Source organism: Pikeienuella piscinae (assembly GCF_011044155.1).
Classification (GTDB): domain Bacteria; phylum Pseudomonadota; class Alphaproteobacteria; order Rhodobacterales; family Rhodobacteraceae; genus Pikeienuella; species Pikeienuella piscinae.
Window position 1 is genome coordinate 3,986,670 of record NZ_CP049056.1, and the last position, 18,814, is coordinate 4,005,483.

12 protein-coding genes, 1 tRNA gene and 4 pseudogenes are annotated in these 18,814 nt (G+C 65.3%); 12 read left to right on the forward strand and 5 right to left on the reverse strand.

The genetic code is table 11. The features are described from left to right. Positions 1 to 51 precede the first annotated feature (51 nt). Both pyc and G5B40_RS18995 read left to right on the forward strand, forming a co-directional pair. A complete protein-coding gene (gene pyc, locus G5B40_RS18990; RefSeq protein WP_165102117.1) occupies positions 52 to 3,501 on the forward strand; it encodes a pyruvate carboxylase in 3,450 nt (1,149 codons plus the stop codon). Positions 3,502 to 3,966: 465 nt separating this feature from the next. After that, entirely contained in the window at positions 3,967 to 4,893 is a 927-nt protein-coding gene (locus G5B40_RS18995; protein WP_165102120.1) for a DMT family transporter, read from the forward strand. Between the two features lie 660 nt (positions 4,894 to 5,553). Here the strand turns inward: G5B40_RS18995 and istB are convergent. Next, a pseudogene (istB, locus tag G5B40_RS19000) lies at positions 5,554 to 6,203 on the reverse strand (IS21-like element helper ATPase IstB); the annotation flags it as partial. Between the two features lie 14 nt (positions 6,204 to 6,217). Then, positions 6,218 to 7,576, reverse strand: a pseudogene (gene istA / locus G5B40_RS19005) (IS21 family transposase); the annotation flags it as partial. A gap of 128 nt (positions 7,577 to 7,704) precedes the next feature. On the opposite strand from istA, the pseudogene G5B40_RS21320 reads away from it, so the two are divergent. Continuing rightward, positions 7,705 to 7,881: pseudogene (locus tag G5B40_RS21320) on the forward strand (IS1 family transposase); the annotation flags it as partial. Positions 7,882 to 8,263: 382 nt separating this feature from the next. Beyond that, positions 8,264 to 9,135, forward strand: a pseudogene (locus tag G5B40_RS19010) (IS5 family transposase). Positions 9,136 to 9,397: 262 nt separating this feature from the next. Here G5B40_RS19010 and G5B40_RS19015 read toward each other — a convergent pair. Next, positions 9,398 to 9,474: transfer RNA gene (locus G5B40_RS19015), tRNA-Met, on the reverse strand. A 53-nt stretch (positions 9,475 to 9,527) separates the two neighbouring features. After that, positions 9,528 to 10,163, reverse strand: a complete 636-nt coding sequence (locus G5B40_RS19020) for a glutathione S-transferase family protein (RefSeq protein WP_165102123.1) — start codon at positions 10,161 to 10,163, stop codon at positions 9,528 to 9,530. 105 nt (positions 10,164 to 10,268) lie between these two features. Between G5B40_RS19020 and G5B40_RS19025 the strand changes: the two genes are divergently transcribed. The 7 genes from G5B40_RS19025 (at position 10,269) to G5B40_RS19055 (ending at position 17,558) form a co-directional block, all read left to right on the forward strand. Next, on the forward strand, positions 10,269 to 10,880 hold the full coding sequence (locus G5B40_RS19025) for a TetR/AcrR family transcriptional regulator (RefSeq protein WP_165102126.1): 612 nt from the start codon (positions 10,269 to 10,271) through the stop codon (positions 10,878 to 10,880). After that, entirely contained in the window at positions 10,880 to 12,043 is a 1,164-nt protein-coding gene (locus tag G5B40_RS19030; RefSeq protein WP_165102128.1) for an isovaleryl-CoA dehydrogenase, read from the forward strand. Before G5B40_RS19025 ends, G5B40_RS19030 begins: the two co-directional genes overlap by 1 nt. Further along, positions 12,040 to 12,540, forward strand: coding sequence for a lysozyme inhibitor LprI family protein (locus G5B40_RS19035; protein ID WP_211907367.1), 501 nt, complete (start codon positions 12,040 to 12,042; stop codon positions 12,538 to 12,540). Before G5B40_RS19030 ends, G5B40_RS19035 begins: the two co-directional genes overlap by 4 nt. Before the next feature lie 3 nt (positions 12,541 to 12,543). Beyond that, positions 12,544 to 14,148, forward strand: a complete 1,605-nt coding sequence (locus tag G5B40_RS19040) for a carboxyl transferase domain-containing protein (protein ID WP_165102133.1) — start codon at positions 12,544 to 12,546, stop codon at positions 14,146 to 14,148. Between the two features lie 4 nt (positions 14,149 to 14,152). Then, the gene (locus G5B40_RS19045; RefSeq protein ID WP_165102136.1) at positions 14,153 to 14,683 is read left to right on the forward strand and encodes a thermonuclease family protein; all 531 of its coding nucleotides are present in this window, start codon (positions 14,153 to 14,155) and stop codon (positions 14,681 to 14,683) included. Positions 14,684 to 14,768: 85 nt separating this feature from the next. Further along, the gene (locus G5B40_RS19050) at positions 14,769 to 15,596 is read left to right on the forward strand and encodes an MBL fold metallo-hydrolase (RefSeq protein WP_211907368.1); all 828 of its coding nucleotides are present in this window, start codon (positions 14,769 to 14,771) and stop codon (positions 15,594 to 15,596) included. Between the two features lie 3 nt (positions 15,597 to 15,599). Then, positions 15,600 to 17,558 carry an ATP-binding protein gene (locus G5B40_RS19055; RefSeq protein WP_165102139.1) on the forward strand — a complete coding sequence of 653 codons (1,959 nt, stop codon included), beginning with the start codon at positions 15,600 to 15,602 and terminating at the stop codon, positions 17,556 to 17,558. A 40-nt stretch (positions 17,559 to 17,598) separates the two neighbouring features. On the opposite strand, the gene G5B40_RS19060 is transcribed toward G5B40_RS19055, so the two are convergent. Further along, positions 17,599 to 17,808, reverse strand: a complete 210-nt coding sequence (locus G5B40_RS19060) for a DUF2061 domain-containing protein (RefSeq protein WP_165102142.1) — start codon at positions 17,806 to 17,808, stop codon at positions 17,599 to 17,601. Between the two features lie 120 nt (positions 17,809 to 17,928). On the opposite strand from G5B40_RS19060, the gene G5B40_RS19065 reads away from it, so the two are divergent. Further along, positions 17,929 to 18,783 (forward strand): helix-turn-helix domain-containing protein, encoded by an 855-nt coding sequence (locus G5B40_RS19065; RefSeq protein ID WP_246209642.1) that lies wholly within the window; start codon positions 17,929 to 17,931, stop codon positions 18,781 to 18,783. Positions 18,784 to 18,814 lie beyond the last annotated feature (31 nt).

Sequence of the window (18,814 nt, forward strand, 5' to 3'; positions counted from 1 at the left end):
TCGGGAAGCGTAGCTTGAGCCGCCGATTCGCGCGGGTTGAAGGATGGATAGATGCGAGATTTCAGGAAGATATTGATCGCCAATCGCGGCGAGATCGCGATCCGGGTGATGCGCGCGGCGAACGAACTCGGCAAGCGCACCGTCGCGGTCTACGCGGCGGAGGACAAGCTCGGCCTGCATCGTTTCAAGGCCGACGAAGCCTATCAGATCGGCGAGGGGCTGGGGCCGATCGAGGCGTATCTCTCGATCCCGGAGATCATCCGCGTCGCGAATGAGAGCGAAGCGGATGCGATCCATCCGGGCTATGGCCTGCTCTCCGAGAACCCGGATTTCGTCGACGCGTGTGAGGCTGCGGGAATCGCCTTCATCGGTCCGAAGGCGGAGACGATGCGGCTCCTCGGCGACAAGGCGAGCGCGCGAGAGGCGGCGATCAGCGCCGGGGTGCCGGTGGTGCCGGCGACCGGCGTGCTGCCCGACGACATGGACGAAGTGCGCAAGATGGCGGACGAGGTCGGCTATCCGCTGATGCTGAAGGCGTCATGGGGCGGCGGCGGACGCGGGATGCGGCCGATCTTCGGGCCGGACGAGCTGGAGGCGAAGGTGCTGGAGGGACGGCGCGAAGCTGTGGCCGCGTTCGGCAATGGCGAAGGCTTTCTTGAGCGGCTGGTGACCCGCGCCCGCCATGTCGAGGTGCAGGTGCTGGGCGACAGCCACGGCAATCTCGTCCACCTGTTTGAGCGCGACTGCTCCGTCCAGCGACGCAATCAGAAAGTCGTCGAGCGGGCGCCGGACCCGCTGCTGACCGACGCCGAGAGGGAAGAGATCTGCGGCCTCGGCCTGAAGATCGCCGCTCACGCGAATTACCGCTGCGCCGGGACGGTCGAGTTCCTGATGGATGCGGAAACGCATGAGTTCTTCTTCATCGAGGTCAATCCAAGGGTGCAGGTCGAGCATACCGTGACCGAGGAGGTCACCGGGATCGACATCGTCAAGGCGCAGATCCGCATCACCGAGGGCGGTCGGGTCGGCCTGGTGGAGGAGACCGGCGTGCCGGCGCAGAAGGACATCCATCTGCGCGGCCACGCCGTGCAGTGCCGCGTGACGACCGAAGACCCGACCAACAATTTCATCCCGGATTACGGTCGGATCACCGCCTATCGCGGGGCGACCGGCTTCGGCATCCGGCTCGACGGCGGCACCGCTTATTCCGGCGCGGTCATCACCCGGTTCTATGACAGCCTGCTGGAGAAGGTGACCGCCTGGGCGCCGACGGCGGAGGAGGCGAGGCTGAGGCTCGACCGCGCGCTGCGCGAGTTCCGCATCCGTGGCGTCGCGACCAATCTCGCCTTCGTCGAGAACCTGATCAACCATCCGAAATTCAAGGACGCGACCTATACGACCAAGTTCATTGACGAGACCCCGGAGCTCTTCAAGTTCCGCAAGCGTCGTGACCGGGCGACGAAACTGCTGACTTATATCGCGGATATCTCCGTCAACGGGCATCCGGAGGCGGCGGGCCGCCCGCGCCCGCCGGCCTACGCGAAACCGCCGAAACCGCCCGCATTGCGCGCCGCCGCGCCGGCCCCCGGCACGCGGCAATTGCTGGAGGAGAAGGGTGCGCAGGGCGTCGCGGAATGGATGCTGGCGGAGAAGAAGCTCCTCATCACCGACACCACGATGCGAGATGGGCACCAGTCGTTGCTGGCGACGCGGATGCGAGCGCATGACATGCTGAAGGTTGCGCCGGCCTACGCGCACAACATGCCGACGCTCTTCTCGATGGAATGCTGGGGCGGGGCGACATTCGATGTCGCCTATCGGTTCCTGCAGGAATGTCCGTGGCAACGCCTGAGAATGTTGCGCGCAGCGATGCCCAACCTCCTGACGCAGATGCTGCTGCGCTCCGCTAACGGCGTCGGATACACCAATTATCCCGACAACGTGGTGGAGAAATTCGTTCATCGCGCGGCCGAATCCGGTGTCGACGTGTTCCGCGTCTTCGACAGTCTGAACTGGGTCGAGAACATGCGCGTCGCGATGGACGCGGTGATCGAGAGCGGGAAGATCTGCGAAGGGACGATCTGCTATACCGGCGACATCCACGACCCGGACCGGGCGAAATACGATCTCGCCTATTACGTGAGGATGGGGAAGGACCTGAAGGCGGCCGGCGCGCATGTCCTCGGTTTGAAGGACATGGCCGGGCTTCTGAAGCCGCGCGCCGCCGGCGTTCTGGTCAAGGCGCTAAAGGAGGAAGTCGGCCTTCCCATCCACTTCCACACGCATGACACCTCCGCCGTCGCCGGGGCCTCGATTCTCGAGGCGGCGAAGGCCGGGGTCGACGCGGTCGACGCTGCGATGGACGCATTCTCATCCGGCACGTCCCAGCCCTGTCTTGGCTCCATCGTCGAGGCGCTCAGGGGCTCGGAGCGCGACACCGGGCTCGACGGCCCGGCGATCCGCGAGATCTCGCGGTATTGGGAGGGGGTGCGCGCCCTCTACGCCGCGTTCGAGAGCGGCACGATCTCCGGCGCTTCCGAGGTTTATCTCCACGAAATGCCCGGCGGGCAGTTCACCAATCTGAAGGCGCAGGCGCGCAGCCTGGGGCTGGAGGATCGCTGGGGCGAGGTCGCGGAGACCTACGCCGAGGTGAACCGGATGTTCGGCGACATCCCGAAGGTCACGCCCTCCTCCAAGGTCGTGGGCGACATGGCGCTCTCCATGGTCGCGGCCGGGCAAAGCCGGGCGGATGTCGAGGGGCCGAATGACGTCTCCTTTCCCGAAAGCGTCGTGGATTTCTTCCGCGGCGGGCTTGGTCAGCCGCCGGGCGGCTTTCCCGAGGCGCTGCAAAAGAAGGTGCTGAAGGGTGAGGCGCCGCTCACCGGGCGTCCGGGTGAAGGCATGGCGCCGGTCGATTTCGAGGCGGTGCGGGCCGAGATTTCGGCGGAGCTGGACGGCTTCGCCATCGATGACGAGGATCTCTGCGGCTATCTGATGTATCCCAAGGTGTTTCTCGACTACATGGGTCGGCATCGCGACTACGGGCCGGTGCGGGTGCTGCCGACGCTGACCTATTTCTACGGAATGGAGGAAGGCGAGGAAGTCTCGATCGAACTGGAGGCCGGCAAGACGATGATCCTGCGCCTCCAGACCGTTTCGGAACCGAATTCCGACGGCGAGGTGAAGGTTTTCTTCGAGTTGAACGGACAGCCCCGGGTGATCCGCGTTCCCGACCGCTCGGTCGCGGCGAGCGCCGCCAAGCGCCCGAAGGCGGAGCCGGGAAATCCGGCTCACGTGGCGGCCCCGATGCCGGGGGTGATCGCCTCCGTCGCGGTGCGCGAGGGGCAGACCGTCGCGCCGGGCGAGGTGGTGATGGCCATCGAAGCGATGAAGATGGAGACCGCGATCCATGCCGAGACTGGCGGCGTCGTCAAGACCGTCGTGACGCCCGTGGGAAGCCAGGTCGACGCGAAGGATCTGCTGGTGGAGTTCGAGGGGTAGCCCGCGCTTCGTGCGCGCCGCATCGCGCCCGAGGCCGCCCGAGGGGGACGCCCGTCCGCCATCGGGGCCGCGCGTTCTCGCGGCGCCGGCGGCCTCTGTTTGCTCTCCGCTCACGCCATCTCCCTCCCGACCGGGGCGGGCCGGTCATGCGTGGGGGGCGAATGTCGGGATCAGGGGCTCGACGAAGAAGATCGTGATGGCCGCCGCGATCGGCGTCATCGCAAGCGCAAAAGCGAGAGGGCGAGTCGCCCGGCGGAAAGTGCATTGACGGGCGAGAGCATCGCTCCGTGCAACCGCCAGGCCAGGACAGTTCATCTGACCGCGGGCGTTCGGGTGGCGTCGAAGGTCTGAGACTTCGACGCCCGGTGTCGATGCGCGATCCTGTCGCCGCCGGTCTGGCCCCGGCGCGCGCCCGCCACTAGACTTTCGCCATCGCGCATTCCCGCGCGGGAAGGGCGCCGTTCGATGCAGACTTCATCTCCTCCGGCCACTTCGCGATTGACGGGTTACTTCATGCTCGCTTCGCTCGGACCTTTCTGGGGGCTGAACTGGCCAGGGATGAAGATCGCGCTGGAGGAACTGCCCGTTTGGTGGTTTCGATCGTTCAGCGTCGGGGCGGGCGCCGCGGGTCTTCTGCTGATCGCCGCCCTCAGCGGGTTGCGCGTCTGGCCGGCGCGGGCCGATCTTCGGCCGCTTCTGATCTGCGCGCTCTTCAACATCATTGGCTGGCATATACTGACTGCTTATGGGGTCTCGCTGATGCCCGCGGGGCGGGCCTCGATCATCGCATTCACGATGCCTGTCTGGGCCGCGATGCTTGCGGCGCTGATTCTTGGCGAGCCGATCACCCCCTGGAAGATCGCCGGTCTCATTCTCGGCGTCGCGGGGCTTGGTGCGCTCATTGGCCCCGACCTTGCCGCGCTGGGGGCTACGCCCACCGGCGCGCTCTTCATGCTCGGTGCGTCGATCAGTTGGGCTGCGGGGGCCGTGCTCTTCAAGAAGTTCGCCTGGACCCTCCCGGTCGCTTCGGCGGTCGGATGGCAATTGGCGATCGGGGCGCTCGTGATCACCAGCTTCGCCGCGGCGTTGGAGCCGTCGCCGAACCTCACAGCGCTTAGCTGGCGCGCGATCTGCGCGCTCGCCTATCTCTTCGCTATTCCGATGATTTATTGCCAGTGGGCGTTTTTTTCCGTCGTCCAGATCTTTCCCGCCGCCATCGCGTCGATCGGAACGCTGGCTGTCCCCGTGGTCGGCGTCTTCTCCAGCGCCTGGATCCTGGGCGAGCCCATCGGCGTACGGGACGTCGTGGCGCTCGCCCTGATTTTCATGGCGCTCTTCGTGGTGCTGGTGGCGCCGGGCTTGGCTGGCGGATGGCGCGCGCGCCCTTCATAGCGCGCTGGGAGAGCGAACGCGGGAGCGCTGCGATCCCGCAGATTTCAGCTCCTTACGCAGCGTCTCTCGCCGCGCATGCCAATGTCCGTCTCCGGGAGGGCGACCAAGAGCGCCTGTCGGAGGGCCGTTCTTCAGCCGTTCTGGGTGCAAAAACGTTGGGCCGAGAGTGCCGACAAGGAAATCTACTCAACAATACCGATCGCCTGTGAAGTTTCGTTGGTAGCGGAGGAGGGACTTGAACCCCCGACACGCGGATTACGATTTTTCCTTCCGATCCAGACTCCCGGTTTCAGGGTCACTCACCCCGGCACATTAGTCCATGAAATCATTATATTTTTGCTTGGCAGGTCGCGTCGACCTCTCTCACGCCATATCATTCAAACAAGCTGATCTTGCTACCCGAGTGAAACCCCAGCGCACCAATGACCACACGGGTATCTCAGTTTAGCGCAGCGCGACCAAAACCCCCGCAAACCTTCTAGGGTTGTCCCTGACGCGGCTCATCCGCCCATCTTAACATGGGCTTATGAAACAGAAACTCACAAAGAAGTTCATCGAAACCCGCACGCCCGATCCCGAAAAACGGATCGACTTTCGCGATACGATTGTGCCGGGTCTCGTGCTGCGTGTCAGTACATCAGGCACCAAAACGTTCAGCTTTCACAAGCGTATCGGCGGAAAGATGAGCCGGTCGAGCAGTGCGGTTGTCATCTTGGCGTCGCCGAAGACGGTGGGCCATTCGCCGAAGGCGAGGTTCGTGGTCACGATTACCGAGGTGCGCTCGTAGAGTTTGCTGACGAGATGGAACAGCAGTTGCCCGCCTGACTGGGCGAAGGGCAGATAGCCGAGCTCGTCCATGACCACGAAGTCCAGGCGGCACAGATGGTCTGCGATCCGGCTCTGCCGGCCGGCGCGGGCCTCGGCGTCGAGCCTGTTGACCAGATCGACGACGTTGAAGAAGCGGCCTCGGGCGCCACGGCGGCTGCAGGCGCGGGCGATCGCGATGGCGCCGTGGATCTTGCCGGTCCCTGTCCCGCCGATCAGCACGACATTGCGCTGGCGCTCGATGAAGCCGCCGGCGGCGAGGCCGCGGACCAGCGTCTCGTTGATGTCTGCGGCGTCGAAGTCGAAGTCCTCGAGGTCCTTGGCCAGCGGCATCTTGGCTATCGTCATCTGGCGCTTGATCGACCTCGCCTGCTTCTCGTCGATCTCGGCCTTCAGCAGATCGCCCCCTCTCGGCAGATTGCTTCGCAATCGCCTGCCGGGCGATGAACCACCTGCTGGGGCTCGTGCTGGCGCTTCACCGCTGTCGCGAGGACGCCGTCATATCCACCATCTGCCGGCCGCCGTCTGGCGCCGCCTTCAGCTTGCGCCGGATGCGCTCGATCGAGACCGGCGGCTCCCAGTCCCTGAACGGGGCGCCATTACGCAGAGCCTCCCGTCGCCCGGCAGGCGAAAGCTCGCATTCGCCGAGAGGGGGCTTGCGGGCCAGCATCGGCACGTAGCGCCAGGGATCGTAGACCGTCCCGCCGCGGCCGAAGGCGCGGGCGTGCTCGCCGACGACGCGGCCTTCCTGCCGGATCTCGATGCGCTCTGCATAGGCGCAAATCTCCACAGGCCGACCAACGGCGCTGGCGTCGAGCGAGTACTTGTTGTTGTCGAACCGAACGAGGCATGTCTTGGAGACCGCCGCCGGGATCGCGTGGAAGCCGTCGAAAGAGCCGCGATACGGCACGAGGCTGGCGCGCTCGGCCTCGAAGACCTCCCAGATCGTCTTGCCGACGATCTCGGGATGGGGGCGCGCCTTCGCCCACTCGACGCATCGATCGGCCAGCCAGTCGTTGAGCTCCCCCAGGCTTTTGACCCGAACCCGCGGCGCGAAGACGTTCTGCCGCGGCGTGCCGACCTGGCTCTCGACCTGACCCTTCTCCCAGCCGGATGCGGGGGCGCGCGCCACCGGCTCGACGAGATAGTGACCGCACATCTGCTGGAAACGACGATTGTAGGCGCGGTCCTTGCCGACGAGGATCGCGTCCACCGCTGTCTTCATGTTGGCGTAGACACCACGCGTGCAGGCCCCGCCGAAGAACGCAAACGCCTTGTCATGGGCGTCGAACACCATCTCCTGCATCTCGCGCGGATATGCCCGAACGAACGGCATCCGACTGTGACAGAGCCGCATGCGCGCCACCTTGATGGTGACCGTGGCGTCGGCGACCAGCACGATCTCGTGGCTCAAGTCGAATTGATAGGCCTCTCCCCCTCTCGGCGATTGCTTCGCATTCGCCTGTCGGGCGACGGGATCGAAGATCACCGGCACGAAGGCCGCCGCCGTGGCCGCGCTCTCGCGCCGGCGCCATGACGCGGCGTAGCGTCGGACGGCGTCGTAACCGCCCTCGTAGCCCACGCCCCGCAGGTCCTCGAAGATGCGCGTCAGCGTCACTCGCTCGCGGCTGCTGCGCGCCGCATTCGCTGCGAGCAGATCGTCGAGCGCATCCGTCCATGGCCCAAGTCTGGGTCGCGGCTGGACGCTGCGCTGATAGGCGAACGCGGTCTCGTCGGACCGCAGCACCTTCCTCACGACCTTCCGAGACAGCCGCAGCTCCCGGCGGATCTCCTTGATGGCCTTGCCCTGCACGAAACGCGCCCGGCGGATCTTGGCGCCCGTCTCCACAATCAGCATCCCAATCTTGGCTCCAGGATCATCCCTGGAAGCACTGTGGACCCAAGTCTCGGAGGGGTCCCTTTTGGAAGCCGATCAGCCCCGAAACGGGGGCCCTATTCCAAGCCGATCAACACACTTCCTGCCCCGTCGCGTTGCATTTTCTGTATTACAACTTCGTCAAGGTGCATCAGATGCTCCGCGTCACTCCTGCGATGGCCGCTGGCCTGGCTGACCGCCTTTGGGATATCTCGGATATCATCGCGCCGATTGATGCGAATGAGAAAGCGCCGAAAAAGCGTGGCCCATACAGGAAAAAGGCCTAAAAACAACGAACCCCCAGCCGGGGCTAGGGGTGTACTAACAGCGTAGCGCGTCACGTTGACAAAGAAAACATAGAGGTTTGAGCAACTATAAACAATGAGAAAATGCACTAGTTCGTGCGGCATTGTTCATAGAGGGGTTCAATTTATGTCATGCGATAGAAGACATAGAGATAAATTATATAAAAGAGATTATTTATTGGAGACTGGGCGGAATTATTATTCCAACACACTCACAAACGTTGGTGAGCGTGGTCTATTGCACTGCATATTACCCCGGAGATGAGAGAAAAAAATGGCGTCACTTAGAGCCTGCCCCGAAATGAGTTGAGCGATATCAGAGGGTTGTGATTCACGTCGGTTTGCAACGACTGACGGAGGCCCGATGCCCTGGGATGATATCGCCCGCGCGGAATATGCGCGACGGTCAGCGCGCTATGCAAGCGACCTGACGGATCGGGAATGGGAGGTGATCGCCGCCTACATGCCTGATCGACGCGGTCTGGGCCGCCCGCGCACGACCGATCTGCGGGAGGTGATGAACGCGATCCTTTACATCGCCTCGACCGGCTGCCCTTGGCGCTATCTACCGACGGAGTTTCCGCCTGTTTCGACCGTGCAGCGTTACTTCTACCGCTGGCGGGACGAAGGCTTCTGGCCCGCACTCAACAATGCGCTGGTGATGGTGTCACGGGAGCTGGAGGGGCGCGAGGCGTCTCCGACCGCAGGCGTGATCGACAGTCAGAGCGTGAAAACCACAGAGGCGGGAGGGGTTTGCGGCTACGACGCTGGGAAAAAGATCAGGGGCCGCAAGCGCCACATGGTGGTCGATACGATTGGGCTGATGGTTGGCCTGGTCGTTCACGGCGCCGGCGTGCAGGACCGCGACGGCGCCCCGCTCGTGCTGGCGTCCATCCGCAGACGCTGGCCGTGGCTGCGCCACGTCTTCGCACCCTCTCGGTGAATGTTCCATTCACCTGCCGGGCGATGGACGGCGGCTATGCCGGGAAGAAACTGCGCCGCGCCCTGACCGGGTTCGGCGACTGGCGCATCGAGATCATCAAGCGATCTGATCGCGCCGAAGGGTTCGAGATCATTCCAAGGCGATGGGTTGTCGAGCGCACCTTCGCATGGCTTGGAAGATGCCGCCGTCTCGCCAAGGACTGGGAGCGATCCATCGCCTCGTCCGAGGCGTGGGCGAACGTCGCGCATATCCGACTGCTCACCAGACGCCTCGCAAGGTATTGTTATGTTTGACCGAGTTTCGAGCCAGGCTCTTACAGACTTGGACAACCTGCCGGAACCAGAAGAACTTGTGGAGGAAATCATCGAAGACCTCGAAGCAGGGCTCTCAAGCTTCAAAGACGTTCTTGCCGCGCTGTAGTGTCTCGACTCACGGTTGCTGTTCATTCGGAGCGCCGAGTCTCCACCGTGCTACCCGAGCGATACCCGAGGCCGGCCAGTCGCGCATCGCACAGAGGTGGCGTATCCACACTCTTTTGAAAAACATGAGGAATTTTGGTAGCGGAGGAGGGACTTGAACCCCCGACACGCGGATTATGATTCCGCTGCTCTAACCAGCTGAGCTACTCCGCCACACGGCGCGGGTTCTAGGCGGGGGCCGGCGGCTCGTCAAGCGGGGAAATCCGTCAGTCCGGGAGAGGGATGACGTTGCCCATCTCGGGTTTGTCGTAGCCTTTCCTGAAGCCCTCGCGGGCCGCCAGCGCCAGATACCAGCGCTTCACGTTGGGGAAATCGTTCATGTCGATCCGCTGCCATTCGTAGCGGGAAGCCCAGGGCCAGATCGCGAAGTCGGCGATGCTCATCTCGTCGCCGGCGACATGCGCGCACTCCGCCAGACGGCGGTCGAGCACGCCGTAGAGGCGTTTGGTCTCGTTGGCGAAGCGGTCCTCGGCGTAGGGCGCCTTGCCGGGGTTGAACTTCAGGAAATGATGCGCCTGACCGAGCATCGGGCCGAAACCGCCCATCTGCCACATCAGCCATTCCATGACCGCAACCCGGCCGGGGCCGGAGGCGGGGAGAAACCGGCCATGCGTCTCCGCCAGCCAGATCAGGATCGCCGCGCTTTCGAACACCGTCTGGCCGCTGTCGCGATCGCGAATCGCGGGGATCTTGTTGTTCGGGCTGATCGCGAGGAATTCCGGAGCGAATTGTTCATCCTTCCCGATGTTGATCGCGTGCGTCTCGTTGGGAAGGCCGAACTCCTCCAGCGCGATGGAGACCTTGCGGCCGTTCGGCGTGCTCCAAGTGTACAGGTCGATCATGGCGTCTCCTTCTCGTGTTCGCGAGACAGTAACGGCAGGCGCGCGCAGGGCAACCCAATTGAAAATAAACGAACGTTCATTTATGTTGATTCCGAGGGGGCTGCGATGGCGCGTCAGGCGGGATCGAAGGGTGAGGAAACGGCGGCGCGGATCCGCGCCGCGGCCACCGGCCTTTTCGCCCGGCACGGCTACGCCGCCGTCTCGATGCGGGAGATCGCATCCGAAGTCGGCGTCGGCGCTGGCGCGATCTACAATCATTTCACCACCAAGCAGGACCTGCTTGTCGGGCTGATGGTCGGCCACATGACCGACCTGCTCGCCGCGTGGGACGCCGAACCGATGGCGGCCGCGGATGCGTTTCCAGCCGCGGCGTTGGAGGCGTTTGCGCGTTTTCACATTCGGTTCCACCGCCAACGGATCGACGAGGTTTTCGTCAGTTATATGGAGCTCCGGAGCCTCGATCAGCCGAATTTCCACCGGGTCGAGCGGTTGAGGCGCGCCTATGAGGACCGGCTCGAAGGGATCATCGCGCGCGGCGTGGCGGCCGGAGCGTTTCATGCGCCGGAGCCGAAAGTCGCCGCGCTGGCGATCATCGCCATGCTGACCGGCATAACGGGATGGTATCGACAGGGTGGGCGTCTTCCGGCTTCCACCATCGAAGCGCTTTACGTAGAGATGGTCGCGGCGACGGTGCGACCGAAGGGAGGGCCTGACTGATGTTCATGGCGTCGATGAATTTCGCGCTCGGCGAGGATGTCGAGAGTCTGCGCGAGCTTACCCATCGCTGGGCGCAGGAGCGGGTGGCGCCGATGGCGGCCGAGATCGACCGCTCAAACGCCTTTCCGATGGAGCTCTGGCGCGAGATGGGCGAGATCGGGCTTCTCGGCGTGACCGTGGAGGAGGAGTATGGCGGTGTCGGGCTTGGATATCTCGCGCACACCGTGGCCGTAGAGGAGGTGAGCAGGGCCTCCGCTTCGGTCGGGCTCTCCTATGGCGCGCATTCCAATCTCTGCGTCAACCAGATCCGGCTGAACGGCGCGGAAGAGCAGAAGCGGCGCTACCTGCCGCGGCTGATCTCGGGCGAGCATGTCGGCGCGCTCGCGATGTCGGAGGCGGGCGCAGGCTCCGACGTCGTCTCGATGAAGCTGCGGGCGGAGAAGCGAAACGACCGCTTTGTTCTCAACGGGACGAAATACTGGATCACCAACGGGCCGGACGCCGACACACTGGTGGTCTACGCCAAAACCGACCCGGAAGCCGGGCCGAAGGGAATCACCGCCTTCATTGTCGAGAAGGAGATGAAAGGCTTCTCCACCAGCCCGCATTTCGACAAGCTGGGGATGCGGGGCTCCAACACCGCCGAACTGATCTTCGAGGATTGCGAGATTCCGTACGAGAACATCCTCGGCGAGGAAGGCGGCGGCGCGAAGGTCCTGATGTCGGGGCTGGACTATGAGCGCGTCGTTCTCTCCGGCATCGGCGTCGGCATCATGCATGCCTGTCTCGACCATGTGATGCCATACATGCATGACCGAAAGCAGTTTGGTGAGTCGATCGGCAATTTTCAGCTGATGCAGGGCAAGATCGCCGACATGTACACCGCGATGAATTCCGCCCGCGCTTATGTCTATGCAGTGGCCGCCGCCTGCGATCGCGGCGAGGTCACGCGCCAGGACGCCGCCGCCTGCGTCCTCTACGCTTCCGAGCAGGCGATGAATCAGGCGGTGCAGGCCGTGCAGGCGATGGGCGGCGCTGGCTTCCTGAACGACAGCCCGGTCAGCCGGATATTCCGCGACGCCAAGTTGATGGAGATCGGCGCCGGCACCTCGGAGATCCGCCGGATGCTCTGCGGACGCGAACTGATGCGGGCGACGGCGTGAGCCGTGTCGCGATGACGGGCCTGCGAAGCGCCGCGGGCGTTTTCCTCCTCATCGTCGTGTCCGCGCTCGCCGTTGGCGCCGACCATCAGGAGAGCAGGGCGCTGGTGGAGCGGATTGACGCCTGCGTCGCCGAGGCCGGCGTTCACGGCAATCCCGCGGATCTCTGCCTCGGTCTCCACGCGCAACCCTGCATGGATACGCCTGACGGCCAGACGACGGCCGGCATGGTCCAGTGCATCGCCGGCGAGGCCGAGGCCTGGGACACGATCCTCAATCGCGAGTACCAGCGGCTTCTGCCCCGGCTCGACGCGGAACAGGCCGCCGCAATGCGAAAGGTGCAACGCGCATGGATCGCGTTTCGCGACGCCGATTGCGCCTTTCCGCATATTCTGATCCGGGGCACGCTGGCGCATCCTTGGGGCGCTGACTGCATCATGCAGCACACGGCGCGACGCGCGATGGAGATTCGCGGTCTTGTCGAATACACGGAGAACTGAGGCATGAAGCTCGCCACCACCGCGCTGCCGCGCGATCCGGCCTTCGCGGCCAACCGCAAGGCGCATCTGGAGGCGCTTGAGCTGGTTGCGAACGCCGCCGCAGCAGCAGCAGCGGGGGGCGGCGCGCGGTCGATGGCGCGCCATGTCGCGCGCGGCAAGCTGCCGCCGCGCGACCGCGTCGCCGGTCTGATCGACGCGGGCGCCCCGTTTCTTGAGATCGGGGCCACAGCCGCTCACGGCATGTATGACGGCGCCGCGCCCGGCGCCGGTCTGATCGCCGGCGTCGGCCGGGTCTCGGGGCGCGATGTGATGATTGTCTGCAACGACGCCACGGTGAAGGGCGGCACCTATTACCCGATGACGGTGAAGAAGCATCTCCGCGCGCAGGAGATCGCCGATCAGAACAGCCTGCCCTGCGTCTATCTTGTCGATTCGGGCGGCGCGAACCTGCCGAACCAGGACGAGGTCTTCCCCGACCGCGAGCATTTCGGGCGGATCTTCTACAATCAGGCCAATCTCTCCGCGAAGGGCGTGCCGCAGATCGCCGTCGTCATGGGCTCCTGCACCGCCGGCGGCGCCTATGTCCCGGCGATGTCGGATGAGACGATCATCGTCAAGAACCAGGGCACGATCTTCCTCGGGGGGCCGCCCCTGGTGAAGATGGCCACGGGTGAAGTGGTGGACGCGGAGACGCTCGGCGGCGGCGACACCCACACGCGGCTATCCGGTGTCGCCGATCATCTGGCGGAGAACGACTCGCACGCGCTGGCGTTGGCGCGCGAGATCGTCGCCGGCTTGAATCGCCCGAAGCCGGCGACGGTCGAATTGCGGGCGCCGGAGCCGCCGGCTTACGACCCGGAAGAGATGCTTGGCGTCGTTCCCGCCGATCTCCGCACCCCTTACGACATCCGCGAGGTGATCGCGCGCACCGTCGATGGTTCAAGATTCGACGAGTTCAAGGCGCGGTTCGGGCCGACCCTCGTCACAGGGTTCGCGCATATCGAGGGCGCTCCGGTCGGCATCGTCGCGAATAACGGCATCCTCTATTCCGAAAGCGCCGCCAAGGGCGCGCATTTCATCGAGCTTTGCTGCCAGCGGAAGATCCCGCTTGTCTTTCTTCAGAACATCACCGGGTTCATGGTGGGACGGAAATATGAGGCCGAGGGCATCGCCCGCCACGGCGCCAAGCTGGTGACGGCGGTGGCGACGGCGCAGGTTCCGAAAGTGACGATGATCGTCGGCGGCTCCTTCGGGGCCGGGAATTACGGCATGTGCGGGCGGGCCTATTCCCCGCGTTTTCTCTGGACCTGGCCCTCGAGTCGCATTTCCGTGATGGGGGGCGAGCAGGCCGCCGGCGTTCTGGCGACCGTGCAACGCGACGCGCGTGAGGCGCGGGGCGAGACGCTGACCGACGAAGAGGAGGCCGCGATCAAGGACCCGATCCTCGCGCAGTTCACCCATCAGTCGCACCCGCTCTACGCTTCCGCACGGCTTTGGGACGACGGCGTTGTCGACCCGCGTCGTACGCGGGACGTGCTGGCGCTTTCTCTTTCCGCCGCGCTGAACGCCCCGATCGGCGAGCCGCGCTTCGGCGTCTTCAGGATGTAGCGCGATGGCGTGGAAGCGTAGGCGCGACAAGGTTGTTCCCTATCGGCGGCGTCCGCCGCGGCGCCGGGGGCGCCGCGCCTCGCCGGCGCGACCGCAGACGATTCCGCGCGCGATCTTCATCGTGCCGGGCGCAGCGGCCGCACTTCTCGTGCTCGCGCCGATGGCCGGCGACGCTCTCAACGGCGTCGTCACCGCGCATGACGGGTGCCGGGTGGTCAGCGTCGTCGATGGCGATACGGTTCGGATCTACTGCCCGGGCGACGGGGTTCGATCCGCCCGTCTCATGGGGTTCGATACGCCGGAGGTGTTTTCGCCGGAATGCGTCAGCGAGGCGGCGCGGGGCGTAGAGGCGACCTGGGCGCTCCGTCGCATGATCTGGTCCGCCGAAGATGTCTCGATCACCCGTCGCGGAACCGATCGCTACGGCCGTGATCTCGCGATCATGCGGATCGACGGCGCGGATGTGGCCCGAACGATGATCGTGTCCGGTCAGGCGCGCCCGTATCGTGGCGGACGCCGGGAGGGATGGTGTTGAGAATTGGCGCGCTGATGTTATCGGGAGTTTTCACCGCGAATAGCGGTGAGTTTGCCGGCCGGGCGCGCTTCCGCGTCTTCGGGACATGACTGGAATTCCCCTCCCCATCTGCGCCGCCTGCGGCGTTCAGCAGGGCGCGGCCCCGCCGCCCGCGATCTGTCCGATCTGCGCCGATGCGCGACAGTTCGTGCCGGAGGGCGGGCAAGTCTGGACCGATTTCGGTGCGCTCGGCGCGAGCCGGTCGATCACATGGCGCGCGGAGGCGGCCGGCGTCTGGAGCCTGCGTCTCGATCCGCATTTCGCCATCGGTCAGCGCGCGTTCCTGATCGAGCGGCCGGGTGGCGCGATCCTCTGGGATTGCCTCAGCCTGCTTGATGACGCGACGCGGACTCGGATCGCGGGCATGGGCGGGCTTTCGGCAATCGCCATCTCGCACCCGCATTACTATTCGGCGATTGTCGAATGGGCGCAGGCCTTCGACGCGCCGGTCCATGTTCACGCCGCCGACGAACGCTGGTTGCAGCGCCGCGATCCGCTCGTCCGCCTATGGGAGGGCGAGGCGCTTCGGCTCGACGATGAAGCGACCATCATCCGTTGCGGCGGACATTTCGACGGGGCGGCGGTTCTTCACGACGGCGCCGCGCTCGGCGGGCGCGGCGCGCTCTTTTCCGGCGACACGATCCAGGTCGTCGCCGACCGGCGCCACGTCAGCTTTATGTATTCCTATCCCAACTTGGTCCCGCTCGGCGCGGCGGCGGTACGGCGGATCGTGGCGGCGGTGCGGCCGTTCGCGTTCGACGCCGTCTTCGGGGCTTTCCCGGGCCGAACGATCGCGAGCGGCGGCAAGGCAGCCATCGAGCGCTCCGTGGCGCGCTATCTCCATGCGATCGGATCCAGCGAAGAGGCGAAATAGCCGATGTTCTCGAAAATTCTCATCGCCAATCGCGGCGAAATCGCCTGCCGGGTCATCCGCACCGCGCGCCGCATGGGCGTCGCGACCGTCGCGGTCTATTCCGACGCCGACGCGCGTTCGCTCCATGTTTCGATGGCGGATGAGGCGGTCAGAATCGGCGCGGCGCCAGTTGGCGAGAGTTACCTGAAGGGCGACGTCATCATCGCGGCGGCGAAGGCGACTGGGGCGAAGGCGATTCATCCCGGCTTCGGGTTCCTGTCCGAAAACCCGGATTTTGTCGACGCGGTGGGGGCGGCCGGCCTCGTCTTCATCGGTCCGTCGTCGAGCGCGATCCGCGCCATGGGACTGAAGGACGCCGCCAAGAAGTTGATGGAGGAAGCCGGGGTGCCCGTCGTTCCCGGCTATCACGGGGCCGAACAGGATGCGGACTTCCTCGCCGCCGAGGCTGAGAAGATCGGCTATCCGGTGCTTATCAAGGCCCGCGCCGGCGGCGGCGGCAAGGGGATGCGGCGGGTCGATGATCCGGCGGAGTTCAGGGCCGCGCTCGCGTCGGCGTCGTCCGAGGGCGAGGCCAGTTTCGGCGACGGCGCGGTCTTGATCGAAAAATACATTCTCTCGCCGCGCCATATCGAAATTCAGGTTTTTGGCGACAATCACGGCGACGCGATCCATCTGTTCGAGCGCGATTGCTCCCTGCAGCGCCGTCACCAGAAGGTGATCGAGGAAGCGCCGGCGCCGGGCATGACCGCCGGGGTCCGCGACGCGATGGGCGCGGCAGCGGTGAAAGCGGCGAAGACGATCGGCTATTCCGGGGCCGGCACCATCGAATTCATCGTCGATGGCGCGGATGGGCTCCGTCCCGACGGGTTCTGGTTCATGGAGATGAACACCCGCCTGCAGGTCGAGCATCCGGTGACAGAGGCGATCACCGGCGTCGATCTGGTCGAATGGCAGCTCCGCGTCGCCGCCGGCGCGCCGCTGCCGATGACGCAAGACGAGTTGAAGATCGACGGCTGGGCCTTCGAGGCCCGGCTTTACGCCGAGGACGCTGCGAGGGGCTTCCTGCCCGCCACCGGCCGGTTGGACCACCTGAAATTTCCGGAAGGCACCCGGATCGAGACCGGCGTCCGGGCGGGCGACGAGATCAGCCCCTATTACGACCCGATGATCGCCAAGATCGTGACCCACGGCGCCGACCGGGCCGAGGCGCTTGCGTGTCTTCGCGCCGCGCTGGAGGCGACGGAGGTCGCCGGCTCCGTCACCAATATCGCCTTTCTCGCCCGCCTCGCCGGGCATGCGGGCTTCATGAACGGCGAGGTTGATACCGGCCTGATCGAACGCGACGCCGCCGAACTGACCGCGCCGCCGCCGGTTCCGCCTGCTGCGCGGGCGCTTGCGGCGCTTGCGGCGCTCGGCCTTCCCGCCGCTTCGGGACCAGCATGGGAGCGGCGCGACGGGTTTCGGCTCTGGGGTCCGGCGCGCGCGCTGGCGCGCCTCGATGGCGCGCTCCTTCGAATCGAAGTCGCGGGCGACGAATTTACGGTCGCAGACGATGACGCTGTGATCTCGCTCTCGGTTCGCCGTAACGGTGACGCGTTACGGGTTGATGACGGCGACCGCGTCTTCGCCGCCCGCGCGGTGCGGCATGGCGGCGCAGTCACGATCTTCATGGATGGCGCGGCGCACGGGTTCTCGGTTCCCGACATGCTCGCGGCCGGCTCCGACGCCGCGACAGGCGGCGACATGGTGCTCTCACCGATGCCGGGCCTGGTGAAATCCATGATGGCGGAGGCGGGCGCCACGGTGGAGTTGGGTGCGCCGCTCTGCGTTCTCGAAGCCATGAAGATGGAGCATACGCTGAAGGCCCCGCGCGCCGGCGTCATCGCGGCGGTCGCCGCCGCCGCCGGCGATCAGGTCGAGGAAGGCGCGATCCTCATCACGCTGGAGCCCTCCGAAGACTGAACGCGAGCCGGCTTGATATCCGCGGTATTCGCGCAACCCTTCAGGGCCGGTTGAGCCGACCCCAGCGCACCTGCGCCCAGAGCCGTTCGTGAATGGCGTAGCTGAACGCGCCGAGCACGGTTCCGATCAGGGCGACCGTGCCGCCCTCGATGAGCGATCCGGTGACCGCGTAGGTGACCAGCGTCATCACGATCAGGCCGGAAATCTGCCAGGTGCAAGTTTTCGCCAGGGTCCGCTGCGTGCTGTCCATGAATCGCTCCTTCCCGTCCACTCGAAAGGATGTCTACGTCGCCGACGGGTCGCTCGCGATTCTGAACATAGTGGTGCAAATCTTATATTTGATGATAAAAATCGCCAAAGGAGGCAAAAAGTGGACAAACGGGATCGCGCCGCGCTCTTTCGCGTCCGCCTCGTGGAAGCGATGGCGCGCGGCGGGGTCAACCGGAGCGCGCTGGCGCGCCGTGCGGGCGTGGACCGCTCCACCATCGCGCAGCTTCTCTCGGCCGACGGCGCTCGTCTCCCCGGCGGGCATCTTGTCGCCGGGCTCGCCGCAGCGCTCGGCGTCAGTTCGGACTGGCTTCTCGGCCTCACCGACGAGCCGGAGCGGCCGGGCGACGTCATCGCCGCAGCCGTCACCATCACCGAAGCCGCGCGCACCGTGTCCGATGATCAGTTGCTGCGCTGGCATCGGGAGGCGGCGGGCCGAAAGATCCGCCATGTGCCCTCGACCCTGCCCGACATGCTGAAGACGGAGGAAATGTTGCGCTGGGAGTATCAACGCACGCTCGGCAAGACGCCGGATCAGGCGGTCGGCGCGATGCAGGACCGTTTGCGGCTCTTGCGCGGCGAACCTTCGGACTATGAGGTCGCGATGCCGACGGCGGAGCTGAAAGCCTGCGCCGCCGGCGCCGGCTATTATGAAGGGCTGGCGGCAGGGATGCGCCGGCGTCAGCTTCTCTCGTTGGCCGAGGATGCGCGCGCCTGGTTTCCTGCGCTGCGTCTTCATCTCTTCGACGCGCGCCGGGTCTTCAGCGCGCCGGTTACGGTGTTCGGGACGATGATCGGCGTTATCTATGTCGGGCGGATCTATCTGGCGTTCCGCTCGCTCGACCGGGTGAGAAGTCTCGCCGCGCATTTCGACGGGCTCGTGCGCGAGGCGGAAGTGGATGCGCGCGACGCGCCCGACTGGATCGAGGCGCTCGCGATGCGCATCGACCGCGATTGAAACCGGCTGGCGACAATGTGCGTCCGTTGCG

Coding starts and splice junctions, on each gene's coding strand:
- G5B40_RS19045 (WP_165102136.1), top strand. CDS start 14,153: ATGGCGTGGAAGCGTAGGCGCGACAAGGTTGTTCCCTATCGGCGGCGT.
- G5B40_RS19030 (WP_165102128.1), top strand. CDS start 10,880: ATGTTCATGGCGTCGATGAATTTCGCGCTCGGCGAGGATGTCGAGAGT.
- G5B40_RS19060 (WP_165102142.1), bottom strand. CDS start 17,808: ATGGACAGCACGCAGCGGACCCTGGCGAAAACTTGCACCTGGCAGATT.
- pyc (WP_165102117.1), top strand. CDS start 52: ATGCGAGATTTCAGGAAGATATTGATCGCCAATCGCGGCGAGATCGCG.
- G5B40_RS19055 (WP_165102139.1), top strand. CDS start 15,600: ATGTTCTCGAAAATTCTCATCGCCAATCGCGGCGAAATCGCCTGCCGG.
- G5B40_RS19040 (WP_165102133.1), top strand. CDS start 12,544: ATGAAGCTCGCCACCACCGCGCTGCCGCGCGATCCGGCCTTCGCGGCC.
- G5B40_RS19025 (WP_165102126.1), top strand. CDS start 10,269: ATGGCGCGTCAGGCGGGATCGAAGGGTGAGGAAACGGCGGCGCGGATC.
- G5B40_RS19020 (WP_165102123.1), bottom strand. CDS start 10,163: ATGATCGACCTGTACACTTGGAGCACGCCGAACGGCCGCAAGGTCTCC.
- G5B40_RS19050 (WP_211907368.1), top strand. CDS start 14,769: ATGACTGGAATTCCCCTCCCCATCTGCGCCGCCTGCGGCGTTCAGCAG.
- G5B40_RS18995 (WP_165102120.1), top strand. CDS start 3,967: ATGCAGACTTCATCTCCTCCGGCCACTTCGCGATTGACGGGTTACTTC.